This is a genomic window from Novosphingobium sp. 11B, assembly GCF_054589055.1.
In genome coordinates, this window is the sequence record NZ_BAAILP010000057.1 from 31,359 (window position 1) to 45,202 (window position 13,844).

General features: G+C 65.3%; 8 protein-coding genes. 4 read left to right on the plus strand and 4 right to left on the minus strand.

Annotation, left to right across the window (positions count from 1 at the left end; all coding sequences use genetic code 11):
* Positions 1-179: 179 nt before the first annotated feature.
* The 3 genes from ACYPYD_RS04735 to ACYPYD_RS04745 form a co-directional block, all read right to left on the minus strand.
* Positions 180-2,816: a TonB-dependent receptor gene (locus ACYPYD_RS04735; RefSeq protein WP_459662281.1), complete on the minus strand. Its 2,637-nt coding sequence runs from the start codon at positions 2,814-2,816 to the stop codon at positions 180-182.
* Between the two features lie 332 nt (positions 2,817-3,148).
* Positions 3,149-4,150 (minus strand): YncE family protein, encoded by a 1,002-nt coding sequence (locus ACYPYD_RS04740; protein WP_162177372.1) that lies wholly within the window; start codon positions 4,148-4,150, stop codon positions 3,149-3,151.
* Positions 4,151-4,169: 19 nt separating this feature from the next.
* Positions 4,170-6,791 (minus strand): TonB-dependent receptor, encoded by a 2,622-nt coding sequence (locus tag ACYPYD_RS04745; protein ID WP_459662282.1) that lies wholly within the window; start codon positions 6,789-6,791, stop codon positions 4,170-4,172.
* 236 nt (positions 6,792-7,027) lie between these two features.
* Between ACYPYD_RS04745 and ACYPYD_RS04750 the strand changes: the two genes are divergently transcribed.
* Positions 7,028-7,696 carry a response regulator gene (locus tag ACYPYD_RS04750; RefSeq protein ID WP_459662283.1) on the plus strand — a complete coding sequence of 223 codons (669 nt, stop codon included), beginning with the start codon at positions 7,028-7,030 and terminating at the stop codon, positions 7,694-7,696.
* Positions 7,697-7,704: 8 nt separating this feature from the next.
* Entirely contained in the window at positions 7,705-9,060 is a 1,356-nt protein-coding gene (locus tag ACYPYD_RS04755) for an ATP-binding protein (RefSeq protein ID WP_051211475.1), read from the plus strand.
* On the opposite strand, the gene ACYPYD_RS04760 is transcribed toward ACYPYD_RS04755, so the two are convergent.
* Entirely contained in the window at positions 9,013-9,942 is a 930-nt protein-coding gene (locus ACYPYD_RS04760; RefSeq protein WP_051586780.1) for a LysR family transcriptional regulator, read from the minus strand. The genes ACYPYD_RS04755 and ACYPYD_RS04760 overlap by 48 nt on opposite strands.
* Positions 9,943-9,999: 57 nt before the next feature.
* On the opposite strand from ACYPYD_RS04760, the gene ACYPYD_RS04765 reads away from it, so the two are divergent.
* Together ACYPYD_RS04765 and ACYPYD_RS04770 are read left to right on the plus strand one after the other, a co-directional pair.
* Entirely contained in the window at positions 10,000-10,620 is a 621-nt protein-coding gene (locus ACYPYD_RS04765) for a hypothetical protein (RefSeq protein WP_036525189.1), read from the plus strand.
* Positions 10,617-13,805, plus strand: coding sequence for an efflux RND transporter permease subunit (locus tag ACYPYD_RS04770; protein WP_459662284.1), 3,189 nt, complete (start codon positions 10,617-10,619; stop codon positions 13,803-13,805). The genes ACYPYD_RS04765 and ACYPYD_RS04770 overlap by 4 nt, the downstream gene beginning before the upstream one ends.
* The last annotated feature ends 39 nt before the right edge of the window (positions 13,806-13,844 follow it).

Sequence of the window (13,844 nt, forward strand, 5' to 3'; positions counted from 1 at the left end):
AGTTAACGTCGAGTTTTGTATTTCACTGCGACGGCTTCAAAAGCCGCAATGGCTATGCGCTTGTGGCGGCTTTGCGTTTCCGATCTTGCAAGACGGTAAACGCGGCGACGGATGACTCCGTCGCCGCGTACGCGTTGCGGTCGTTCCTTGGGGGCGACGGTCGGAACGGCCCGCTGGCGTCAGAACTTGAAGTTGACCCCGCCCATTACTGCCGAGCCGGAAAGCTGCAGTTGCGTGATGCGGGTCGCAGCGCCTTCGCTCTTTATCTTCGCGGTGTTGAGCAGATTGCGGCCCGATGCGTAGATCGACACATTGTCCGTGATGGCATAACTGGCGCCGATATCCAGCGAGAGGCGGTCCTCCAGATACTGGTCCTTGGCCCGGGTCGCGCCGACGGAAAGCAGGCTGCGGCCGTTATAGGACAGGGCGGCGCGCAAGTTGAGCTTGCCGTCGTCCCAGTAGACCGCGGCGTTGTACACGTGCTTCGACGTACCCGGAAGGCTGCCCTTCTCGCCCGGTCGGATGTCCGCCGACGATTTGATCAAGGCATAGTTCGCCGAGACGCCGAGGTTCGACAACGGGCCGGGCAGGAACGAGAGGTGCTGGTCGTAGTTCAGCTCGATGCCGCGCACCCAGGCGTGGGATATGTTGGCATAGGTGATGACCTGTGTGGGCGTCGCCTGATTGCCGAGCACAGCGAGGGTGACCGGGTCGGTGATGCCGCCGAATTGGGTCCGGCTGAAAATGTAATTCGACAGCTCCTTGTCGAACGCGCCGGCCGAGATGATGCCGCCTAACGGCAGGTAGTGCTCGATCGAGAGGTCGAAACTGTTGGCGGTGATCGGCTTGAGGTTCGGATTGCCGGTGGTGACGACGTTGTTGGCGGCGTCGATGGTTGCCGACGGATTGATCTGGTTGAAGCCCGGACGCGCGATCGTCGAGGAGTAGGAAGCGCGCGCGATCAGGCTGGGCGACAGTTCGTAGCGTGCCTGGATCGACGGGAAGAAGTTGGTGTAGCTCGACGAGGACGAGACCGGCACCAAGATCGAGCCCTTGCCGTTGGTGATCGTACCGCCTGCGGCCGCCGAGGACGTGATCGGGACGCTGGTAACGCCCTGGTAGCGCGCGTCGGTGTGTTCGACGCGCAGACCCGCCAGCAGGTGCAGCGCACCGAAGTCGGTCTCGCCCTGGACGTAGCCGGCAAAGACGTTCTCGCGGTTGTCCTGCTGTGCCTGCCCGCTGGCGTAGGCGTCGGCCTGAGCGTTGTTGCTGAAGCCGGGACCGGTGCCGTTCGCCCAGACGCTGCGCATGTAGTCGATGTCGATATTCGGGCCGTTTGCATAGTGGCTCTGGTCGAACAGGATGTTCCGCCCCGGGGCGGCGCTTGCCATGTCCAGCACCGGCACGCTCGTCGAGGTGTAGGAATTGAACACGTGCGTGTTGGTGCGCAGACGGACGTTGACGCCGAACTTGATGTTCTCGTTCTCACCGCCCAGCAGCGAAGTCGCGAGCGTGCCGTCGATCCCGCCCGACCACTCGCGGGTACGATAGATCTGGCTGTTGTTGGTCACGCTGGACAGCTTGTAGCCTGCGGTGCCGAAGGGATCGGTGCCGGTGAAAGTCGTGGTCGGGAACTCCCCGCCCGCATCCGCATAGGTGACGCTCGAGCCCGAGGCGGCCTTGTTGCTGAAGGTGGAAAGCGTGTCGTAGGGGCGGTAGTCCTGACCTTGCGCGTAGGATGCGCGCGCCGCGAGGTCCAGATTGCCAAACTGGTGATGGCCGCCGACTTCGGTGAGGTGCAGGCTGACGCGCTGCAGCATGTCGCGGACCGACTTGTCGTACTGGGTCGCGGGCGTCGTCAGCGAGCCGTTTGCGTTGGTCACCGTCGGGCTGCCCAGCTTGAACGCAAGCTGGTTGCGGGCGATGTCTTCCTGGTAGCCGCTGTTGACGTAGCGGATGTAGAGGCGGGTGTTCACGTCGGGCTCGTAGCCGAGTTCGATCGTGGCGCCCTTGGTCTTGCGGCGGAACTGGTAGTACGCCTGGGTCACGCCTGACCAGGCCAGATCCGGGGTGCCGCTCTTGTTGGCGAAGGAGACGCGGCGGTCGTCGGTGCCGAGCGCGTCCTGATAATAGGCGAGTGAGCCGACCAGGGTGAACGGACCGTCGCCGATACCATGGCCGCCGAAACGGATGCCTGCGCTGAGCGCCATGTCGGCGATCGCGGTGCTGCGGGAAAGTTGCTCGCCCGAACCCAGGCGGCCTTCCACGAAGTAGCCTTGGTTCGGCGCCAGCTTCTTCGGGGTGATTTCGATGGTGCCGCCCAATGCTTCGGCATCCATGTCGGGGCGGTTGGTCTTGGTGACCGTCACCGAGCCGATGAGGCCGGTCGGGAAAGCGTCGAACGCGAAAGCGCGGCCGCCGCCCTGGGGCGTGACGGGGCTTGGCGGCGGCAGGTGCGTGCCGGCAAGCGTGGTGCTGGTAAGGTCGGCATCGAGGCCGCGGATGTTGATCCAGTGGCCGACGCCGCTGTCCGCCGCGATCGTCACGCCGGGCAGGCGCGAGATGACCTCGCCGGCGTTGAGGTCGGGCAGGCGGCGCGCTTCTTCGACCGAGACGGTCTGGATGATGTTGGGCGCGGCTTCCTGCTTGGCACGGCTGTCGGTGGCGGCATGGCCGGTGACGACGATGTCGCCCTTCGGCTCGTTTGCTTCGTCTTCATCGGCCGCTGCGAACGCGGGCGAGGCCGCCGAACACAGGAGCATGGCGACGAGTACCGCGCGCTGGGCGCGAGGCAGGGCAGAACTTCTATTCGACACGATGACAGCCTCCGAGATGTCGTGATTGTCCAGCGGCGGTGGATCTGCCGCTGCTGCAACCCCTTGCTTGTCGAACAGCGCCATTAGAGAGGGAAAATTATCGCTGAATTATCTTGAATTATAATTTAAGGAAAATTATTGAATAAATTTTCAATACTTTCATAAAAATGAAATAAATTACATTTTCTAGAAATGGAAATTACTCTGTTATCAAATATCTCTCTCGATATGAGGGGAGTTGTTCTAATTTTCATTCAGGTGTATGTGCCTTAACCCCGCCACTCTTGCGAATGGCGGGGTGTGATACTTCACCGGTTGTCGAATACGGGCTGTCAGTCGTGGATGGCGTAGACCTGCAGCGCGGCGACGGTTTCCCCCTTGCGTGGGCGCATCACGTAGAGGCGATGGTTCTCGCCCACGTAGAGCGAGGACTTGCCGACCAGCGAGGCGTCGGTTTCCAGCAGGGTGGCGTTGCCGTTGGCGGCGATGCGGTAACGGCTCATGCCGGTATCGCCCGACACGTACAGGATGCGGCCCTTCTCGTCGAAGGACATGCTGTCAGCCGTCTCGGTGCCCGGCAGCGACTGGAGTTCCTTGCCGCTGCGCGCATCCAGCACGACGAGGCGGCCGGGTTCGCGCGAACCGGCAAACAGGCGCTGGCTGCGCTTGTCGTAGGCCAGCGGCACGTTCTTGTTGAGGTTGGGCGAAGTCCAGGTCCGCAGCGTGCCGGTCCTGATGTCGATAACGCCGACCGCGTTCTTGTCACGCATGCTGACGAAAAGACGTCCGCCCGTCCGGTCGAGGACGAGGCCCTTGAGCGTCATCGCCGGAACCGGGAAGCGGCGCACGACCTTGAGCGTGTCGAGCGAGATCGCGCTGATCTGCGATCCGGTATCGCCGTCGCGGCCGCTGACGTAGAAGACGCGGCCGACCAGATCGATGGCGCCGGTGTCGGACTTCGCGCCGACCGGGATCGAGGCGACGGTCTTGAAGTCGGTGGTCAGTACCTTGACCGTGCCATCCTTGCCTTCGGCCACCAGGAGATGGCCGGTCTTGGGGTCGAAGGCGACCTTGTGCGGCGAAACGACGTCACCGCCCGAAGCGATGAGCGCCCCGGTCTCCAGATTGAACGCGGCCATGAGCGCGCCGTCCTCGCCGGAAACATAGATGCGGTTGTGTGCCACGTCCGTCACCAGCTGGTCCCAGTCGCCTTCGGGCATGTCGGGGACCGGGGTGACGGCAAGCTGCTCGTAGACCGGCTTTTCGGCCGGGGCGGCGATGGCTGCACCGCTGATGCAGGCCGTGGCCGCCGCGAGCAGGAGGGAGGGGATCATGCGCATATCGTATTCTCCTTCAGAACTGAACGTTTACGCCGCCGAACACCGCTGATCCGGAAAGCTGGTGCTGGACGGTGTGGTCCCGCGTGCCTTCCGAACGGATCTTGGGGGTGTTGAGCAGATTGCGGCCCGATGCGTAGATCGAGACATTGTCGGTCACGGCGTAGCTGGCGCCGATGTCGAGCATGAACCGGGCCTCGGCATACTGGTCGAGTGCGCGGGTTGTGCCGACCGACCAGAGGCTGCGCCCCGCATAGGAGATCGCCGTGCGCACGTTGAGCTTGCCGTCGTCCCAGTAGACCGCGGCATTGTAGATATGCTTCGAGCTGGCGGGCAGCGGTCCCTTCTCGCCGGGACGAATATCGGCCGAAGAGTCGATGAGGGTGTAGTTGCCTGAAACGCCGAGGTTCGACAGCGGGCCGGGCAGGAACGAGAGGTGCTGGTCGTAGTTCAGCTCGATGCCGCGCACCCAGGCGTGGGAGATATTGGCATATGTGACGACCTGGGTAGGCGTCGCCTGATTGCCAAGCACGGCAAGGGTGACCGGGTCGGTGATGCCTCCGGACTGGGTGCGGTTGAAGATGTAGTTCGACAGTTCCTTGTCGAATACGCCCGCCGAGACGATGCCGCCGAACGGCAGGTAGTGCTCAACCGAAAGATCGAAGCTGTTGGCGGTGATCGGCTTCAGGTTCGGATTGCCGGTAGTGACGATGTTGTTGGCGGCGTCGATGGTTGCCGACGGATTGACCTGGTTGAAGCCCGGACGCGCGATCGTCGAGGAGTAGACCGCGCGGGCAATCAGGCTCGGCGAGAACTCGTAACGGGCCTGCAGCGAAGGAAAGAGGTTCGTGTAGCGCGACGTGGACGAGGTCGGCACCAGGATCGAACCCTTGCCGTTGGTGATCGTGCCGCCTGCTGCTGCCGAGGATGTGATCGGGACGCCGGTGTTGCCCTGGTAGCGGGCGTCGGTGAACTCGGCGCGCAGACCGGCGAGCAGATGCAGTGCACTGAAGTCGGCCTCGCCCTGCACGTAACCCGCGAACACGTTCTCGCGGTTGTCCTGCCGGGAAAGGCCGCCCGCATAGGCATCCGCCTGAACATTGTTGCCGAAGCCGGTGCCGGTTCCGCCGGACCACAGGCCGCGCATGGCGTCGATATCGATGTCCGGGCCGTTCGAATAATGGCTCTGGTCGACGATCGCATTGGCACCCGGCGCAACCACCGCGAGCTCGGTCGAGGGGAAGGTGGTGGCCGTGTAGGGGTTGATGACGTGGGTGTTGGTGCGCAGTCGCACGGCGACACCGAACTTGATGCTCTCATTGGCGCCGCCGGTCAGTGCGGTCGGCAAGGCGGCGTTGACCGCGCCGGACCACTCGCGGGTACGATAGAGGTTGTCGTTGTTGGTCAGGCTGGAGAGCTTGTAGGCGCCGGTCCCGAAAGGATCGGTCCCGGTGACGGTATATGACGGATAGTACCCGCCTGCATCACCATAGGTGATGTTTGCCGAACCCGGCTTCGAGGTGAAAGTCGAAATCGTGTCGTAAGGACGGTACTCGCGCCCCTCCGCGAAGGACACATGGTAGTCGAGTGCCAGATCGCCCAGCTTGTTGCGGCCACCGATTTCGGCAAGCTGCAGGTTCACCTTCAGCAGGGTGTCGCGCAGGCTCTTGTCGAGCTGCTTGACCGGCGACGTGTAAGTGCCGTCGGCGTTGGCCGTCGCCGTGCCAGAGGTCTTGATCGCAAGCTGCTGGCGCCAGTTGTCTTCCTGGTAGCCGGTGTTCAGGTAGCGGGCATAGAAACGGGTATCGGCATCGGGTTCGTAGGCGAACTCGATGCTGCCGCCCTTCGTCACATGGCGGAACGTGTTGTAGGACTGCGACATGCTCGACCAGGCCAGGTCCGGGGCGGAGGCCTTGTTGACGTAGCTGGTGCGCCGGTCGTCCATGCCCAGCGCGTCACGGTAGTAGGCCAGCGAGCCGACGATCGAGAACGGCCCGCCGCCGTTCTTGTCGCCGAAACGGATGCCGCCGCTGGCGGACAGGTCGACGACGCCGGTGTGGCGCGACAACTGCTCGCCCGAACCCAGGCGGGCGGTGAGGAAATGGTCGCGGCCGGTCGGAATTGCCTTGGGCGAGATTTCGATGGTGCCGCCAAGCGCCTCGGCGTCCATGTCGGGATGGTTGGTCTTGGTCAGCGTGAGCGAGCCGAACACGCCGGTCGGCATCACGTCGAACGAGAAGGCGCGGCCGCCGCCTTGCGGGGTCACGGGGTCCGGCGGCGGCAGGTGCGTGCCGCCGAAGGTCGTGCTGGTGAGGTCGGCGTCGAGCCCGCGGATGTTGACGAAGTGGCCGACACCCTTGTCCGCACCGATGGTGACGCCCGGCAGGCGGGCGATCGCCTCGCCCGCATTCAGGTCGGGCAGGCGAAACGCCTCTTCCTGCGAGATCGACTGAACGATGTTGGGCGCGTCCCTCTGCCGCGCACGGCTCTCGGCGCTGCCGTCCGCCGTGACGACGATGTCGGCGTGCTCGCCCGTATCGAGGTCATCGGCGAGTGCCGGTACGGCGGTGCCGCAAAGAAGGGCGGATACGATGACGGCGCGTGCCGTTTGGCCTGCGCAAGATGTGTTTCCGGACATTGAACTGACCCCCGAGTTGCGTCGGACGGGGCGGGGCGAATCACATCGCGAAGCCGTCGTCCGGTGGTTCGGGGGCGCCGGTTAGGCGCGCCGGATTATGCGAAAATTAGCGATCGGGAGGTGCAAGCAATATTGCTGCAATGTACAGAATTCTGCCAAAAACGTCATATTTATGTAATGGCCGGCGGATTAATCAGCATCGCAATTTGCCTCTGTGCGACTGGTGATTGTCTGCCATGCGTCTCTGTCTTGTCGAAGATGATCAGACCATCGGCGAAGCTGTCCGCAGCGGTTTCCGGTCTTATGGCTTCATGGTCGATTGGGTCGAGGACGGCGACGCGGCCGAGCATGCGCTGGGAACCAACGATTACTGGGCGGTACTGCTCGACCTCGGCCTGCCGGGCAAGTCCGGGCTCGAAGTGCTGTCCTGGATGCGCGGGCGGGGCAACGACACGCCGGTCATCATCCTCTCGGCGCGCGATGCCGTTCAGGACCGCATCGCCGGTCTGGACTGCGGGGCTGACGACTATCTTCCCAAGCCCTTCGACCTCGACGAGCTTGCCGCACGCCTTCGCGCCGTCCGGCGGCGCCGCGAAGGCCGGGCGAGCGTGCTGCGCCGCTACGGGCAGGTCGTGTTCGACCCCGCGCGGCAGGTGGTGACCTATCGCGGCAAACCGGTGAACCTGCGGGGGCGCGACCTCGCATTCCTGGCGGCGCTTCTGGAGGAGCCCGGCAAAGTGCTTTCGCGTGACCAGCTGATCGACCGCGTATACGGCTGGGACGTCGAGATCGAGAGCAATGCCGTGGAATTCCATATACATGCCCTGCGCCGCAAGCTGTCGCCGGACGCCATCCGCAATATTCGCGGCGTCGGCTATTTTCTGGCCGACGAGCCGGCCGACTGACCGTTCGGGTGTCGATCAAGCAAAGACTTCTGCTGTGGCTGCTTGTCCCCCTGCTGGGGCTGAGCGTCGTCTTCATCGGCGGCACTTACGCGGTCGAGCGGGCAGCCATCGAACATTACCAGGACCTTCGCCTGCGCCAGATCGCCACAGGCATTCCGCCAAGGCTCAAGACCGCGGATTTCAGGGCGATCAACGTCAAGCTGTTCCACGGCAGGGACGATTTCCTGCTGCAGGTATGGACCGGCGACCGGGAAATCTACCGCTCGACGATTGATCGCGGCCTGCCCCGCTTCACGCAACCCGGCTTCGGCATCCGCTCGATCGGCGGGGAGCGGTGGAAGGTGTACCTCCGGCATGCGGGGCCTTACACGATCCAGGTGGGACAATCGCTGGAAGAGCGCAGCGCACTGGCGCGGGAGCGTGCCTTGCATCTGGTCGCACCGCTGATCCTGCTGATCGTGGTCATTGCGCTTTTCACGCCTCTGGCGGTCACGGCGGGGCTGCGGACCTTGCACAGGATCTCGCGCGAACTGGATGCCCGGCACATCGACCGGCTCAATCCGCTCGACCCCACTGGCGAGCCAGCGGAAATCCAGCCGCTGGTGCAGGCGATCAACACCCTGTTGAACCGGTTGGGGAGGGCGGCCGGGGCGCAGCAGCGGTTCCTGGCCGACGCCTCGCACGAACTGCGCACGCCGCTGGCCGGACTGCAACTGCAGGTCCAGATGGTAGAGCAGGCAGGATCCGATGCGGAGCGCCGGAACGGGCTGGAAGCGCTCAAGGCCAGCGTGAAGCGGACCGGGCGGCTGGTCGAACAGTTGCTTGCGACCTCGCGCCTCGATGCGGAGGGGTCGGTGGCCAGCCGCGGGCCGATCACGATCAACACGATCGTGCGCGAAGCGCTCGTCCGGCTCGATCCGCTGGCCCAGGCCAAGCGGATCGACATTGGCCTCGTGCACGATGACGAGGCTGTCGTACCGGGCGACGGGGACGAGCTTATGCTGCTCGTACTCAATCTGATCGACAACGCGATCCGCTATACGCCGGTCGGAGGGCAGGTCGATGTGGCACTGTGGCGGGGCAATGGCACATTCGACCTGACGGTCGAGGACAGCGGGCCAGGCATTCCGCAGGCCGAGCGTACACGCGCGTTCGACCGATTCTTCCGGGGTGCCGGACATACCGTGGCGGGAAGCGGCCTCGGCCTGGCGATCGCCAAGCGCATTGCCGATCGGCATGCGGCGGCGATCACGCTGGAAGATGCGGCCTCGCTGGGCGGTCTATGCGTGCGCGTCCGGTTTCCGCAGGATAGGCCGTCAACGCGGCCCCAGTTCGCGGACCCCGAACAGAACCGTCTCGCGTAGCCAGCGATGCGCGGGGTGGTCGTCGAACCGCCGATGCCAGACCATGTGGCTGCGCAAGGGCTCCGGCTGGACCGGCAGTTCGACCAGTTGCACCGCATAGGCGCGGCGGAATTCCTCGCCGATATGCCGCGCCGTGACGGCGATCATGTCCGACTGCATGAGGATGGCGCCGATCGACAGGTAAGGCGCCTCCACGCGGACGGCGCGTTCGAGGCCCATTTCCGCGAGACCTGCATCCATGGCGCTCAGATCGTCGCCGCTCGACGAGATTGCAAGGTGGGGTAGCGCCGCGAAGGCGGCGGCGTCCATCCGCGATCCGAGGACCGGATGGCCCCGGCGCACCAGTCCCACGAACTGATTGTCGATGAGTTCGCGTGCGTGGAAACGGGCCTGGGCCGGAGGCCGCGCGACCAGTGCAAGATCCAGTTCCGCGCGGTCGAGCAGGTCGGCGACGTCCAGAGTGCCACTCGGCACGAAGCGCAGGCGGATATGCGGCGCCATCGCCGCCACCTTCTGCAGGATCGGCCCGACCAGCGCGATTGCGGCATGGTTGTTGACCGCGACGACGAAGCGGTGATGCGTCTCCTCGGGCGCGAAGTGCTCGGTTTCCAGGGCGGTGCGCAGTTCGAGCAGGGCATGGCGAACGGGTTCCGCCAAACGCTCCCCGCGCGGCGTCGGCAGCATCCCCTGCGGCGTGCGGACGAAGACCTGATCGCCGAGCAGATGGCGCAGGCGGTTGAGCGCGTGGCTCATCGCCGGCTGGCTCAGACCAAGGCGGGCGGCGGCGCGGGTGACGCTGCGTTCGCGCAATATCGCCTCGAACACCAGCAGCAGGTTCAGGTCGAGCCGGGCGCCGGTCCGCTCTTCATTCATATCGTGCATGTACGAATTTATATAATGAGTTGGAGTAATGCTGCAAGTGCGGGCATTCAGCTGCCCATGGATATCCCGGATAGCCCCCAGCCGGTATGGCAGATGCTTCACCTGCCCTGCGTGGCGCCGGAAGCGCTGGTCGTCGTCCTGCAGGGCACCGACCGGTCCGACATGACCGCATTCGTGCCGGGTTGGCACGAAGCGGTGCCCCGCGCCGCTTTCGCGGCGATCCTGACGGAACGGAAATCCACCGCCGACGCCGCGCTGATCCGGGCGCGGATTGACGAAATGGGGCTGACCTTCGGACAAGTCGTGCTGGTCGGCGCGGGAAGCGCCGGGCACGTCGCGCTCGATCTGGTGCTGCAGGGCCGGGCGCCGGGTGCGGGCGCGATCGTCGTCGATCTGCCCCGTCCCGCCCTGCCGCGGGTGATGCGCGCGGCGCCCGCCTCGCTGCGCTTCGTCCAGCACCGCGACGAGGACGATCCCGAGGGGCGCGCCTTTCACGAGATGATCCGCGTGCTGCGCGACCTCTCCTTCGACATCCGCACTTTCGCGCTGTGGGACGGGCCTGACCCCACGAACGGCGCGCTGAACACTTTCCTGGTCGAGCTCGTCGCCCAAGCGAGCCGCTATCCTTCCGCAGCCCGGCACCCCACCCGGCAGGACGACTCCACGGACGCTGCATGAAAAACATCATCAAGCTCGCGCTGCACCGGCCCTATACGGTCGTCGTTCTCGCGATCCTCATCCTGATCTACGGTCTTTCGGCGGTGGTGCGCACCCCGGTCGACATCTTTCCCTCGGTCAACGTGCCGGTGGTCAGCGCGGTCTTCAGCTACAACGGCCTCTCGCCCGACCAGATGTCCGGGCGCATCGTCACGTTCTACGAGCGCGCGCTGACCGGCAGCGTCAACAATATCGAGCATGTCGAATCGCAGTCGCTGCCCGGCTACGGCATCGTGAAAATCTACTTCCAGCCCTCGGTCGACATCAACGCCGCGCTGGCGCAGGTCACCGCGACCTCGCAGACGGTGCTCAAGCAGATGCCCGCCGGCATCACCCCCCCGACCATCCTGAGCTTCGACGCATCGAGCGTGCCGGTGCTGCAGCTGGCGCTGTCGTCCAAGACGCTGCCGGACACGACGCTGTTCGACCAGGCCTCCGCGTTCATCCGCCCGCAGCTCGCCTCGGTCGCGGGGGCGTCGGTGCCGCTGCCCTACGGCGGCAAGGTGCGCCAGGTGCAGGCCGACCTCAATCCGCAGGCGCTGCAGCAGTACGGCATTTCGGCCAACGACGTCACCGCCGCGCTGGCCAGCCAGAACCTGATCATTCCGGCGGGCACGCAGAAGATCGGCAATCTGGAATACACCATCAACCTGAACGCCTCGCCCGATGCGATGGCCAAGTTCAACGACCTGCCGATCAAGACCGTCAACGGCGCCACCGTCTACATGCGCGACGTCGCCTTCGTGCATGACGGCAACCCGCCGCAGACCAACGTGGTCCACGTCGACGGCGGCAACGCGGTGCTGCTCAGCATCATCAAGTCCGGCGCGACCTCCACGCTCGACGTGATCAACGGCGTCACCGGCCTGCTCCCCGCCATCCGCGATACCCTGCCTGCCGGACTGAACCTGCTGGCCACCGGCGACCAGTCGGTGTTCGTCACCAGCGCGGTGTCGGGCGTGGTGCGCGAAGGCGTGATCGCCGCCGCGCTGACCGGGCTGATGATCCTGATCTTCCTGGGCAACTGGCGCTCGACGCTGATCATCCTCGTCTCGATCCCGCTGTCGATCCTGGCCTCGCTGGGCACGCTGGCGGTGCTGGGGCAGACGATCAACGTGATGACCCTGGGCGGCCTGGCGCTGGCGGTGGGCATCCTCGTCGACGACGCCACGGTGACGATCGAAAACATCAACGCCCATCTCGAAGGCGGCGAGGACGTGCGCGATGCGGTGCTGCACGGCTCAGAACAGATCGTCCAGCCCGCCACCGTCTCGCTGCTGTGCATCTGCATTGCCTTCGTGCCGATGTTTTGGCTGAACGGCGTGTCCGGCAGCCTGTTCCGTCCGCTGGCGGAAGCGGTGGTGTTCGCGCTGATCGCCTCCTACCTGCTGTCGCGCACGCTGGTCCCGGCGATGGCCGACCGCCTGCTCAAGCCGATCCGTCACGGCGAGGCGCCGACCGGCGGCCGGATCTCGCAGACCCTTCAGCGCGCCCAGCGCCGGTTCGAGGCCGGGTTCGAGACGCTGCGCGCCTATTACCTGGGCCTGCTCGAACTCGCGCTCGGTCGCCGCCGTCCGGTGGTAATCGGCTTCATTGGCCTGTCGCTGCTGTCGCTGTGCCTGTACCCGCTGCTGGGACAGGACTTCTTCCCGCAAGTCGACGGCGGCCAGATTCGCATCCACATGCGCGCCCAGACCGGCACCCGGATCGAGGCGACCACGCGCACCGCCGACCAGGTCAGCACCGCCATCCGCGATATCCTGCCGCATGGCGAGGTCGCGGGCGTCGTCAGCAACATCGGCCTCAGCGTCAGCGGCATCAACATGGCCTACGACAACGCCGGCACCATCGGCACCGAGGACGCCAGCATCCAGGTCAGCTTGGCGCCGGAGCACGGCGAGACGGCGGACTACGTGAAGACCCTGCGCGAGGAACTGCCGCGCCGCTTCCCCGGCGTCGATTTCGCCTTCCTGCCCGCCGACATGGTCAGCCAGATCCTGAACTTCGGCACACCTGCGCCGATCGACCTCCAGATCGTCGGCAGCGACCTTGCCGCCAACCGCGCTTATGCCACCGCGCTGCTCGCCCGCATCCGCAAGATACCCGGCGTCGCCGACGCCCGTATCCAGCAGGCCTTCCAGCAGCCCGCGCTCAGCGTGTCGCTCGACCGCTCGATGGCAGGCGCGGTGGGGATCAACGCCCGCGACACGGCCAATGCGATGCTGACGACGTTCTCGGGCAGCGGGCAGGTCGCGCCGACTTACTGGCTCGATCCCAAGACCAGCGTGTCCTACCCGGTCGCCGTGCAGATGCCCCAGCGTGACATCACCTCGCTCGACGGGCTGAAGAACATCCCGCTGACGCCCAGCACTGCCGCCGCCGGGCAGACGCCCGAACTGCTGCGCAACCTTGCCGACATCAGCCGCGCACCCAACAACGCGCTGATCTCGCACTACAACGTGCGCCCGGTGATCGACATCTACGCCACCCCGCAGGGGCGCGATCTGGGTGCCGTCGCGGCGGACGTGAACAAGATCGTCGCCGATGCCGCCAAGACCCTGCCCAAGGGATCGAGCGTGGCGCTGCGCGGTCAGGTCGCGACGATGACCAGCGCCTATACGCAGCTGTTCGTCGGCCTCGCCTTCGCGATCCTGCTGATCTACCTGCTGATCGTCGTCAACTTCCAGTCCTGGCTCGATCCGCTGGTGATCGTGCTGGGCCTGCCGACGGCGCTGGCGGGCATCGTGTGGATGCTGTTCGCGACCGGCACGACGATGTCGGTGCCCGCGCTCACCGGAGCCATCCTGTGCATGGGCGTCGCGACCGCCAACTCGATCCTGCTGATCGCCTTCGCCCGTGAACGTCTGGACGGCGGTTCCGCGCCGCTGACGGCGGCCATGGAAGCGGGCGCCGCGCGCTTCCGCCCGGTGCTGATGACCGCCAGCGCGATGATCCTGGGCATGATTCCGATGGCGATCGAGCCGGGCCAGAACATGCCGCTGGGCCGCGCGGTGATCGGCGGGCTGCTGTTCGCCACTTGCGCCACGCTCGTCCTCGTTCCCACGCTCTTCGCCATCGTCCACGGCGCAGGCAAGGTCATCAAGCGCGATACTTCGGGCATCGCTCCCGAACCCGCCACCATCTGAGAGCCATCATGTCCACTCCATCCATCACCCCAAAGACGC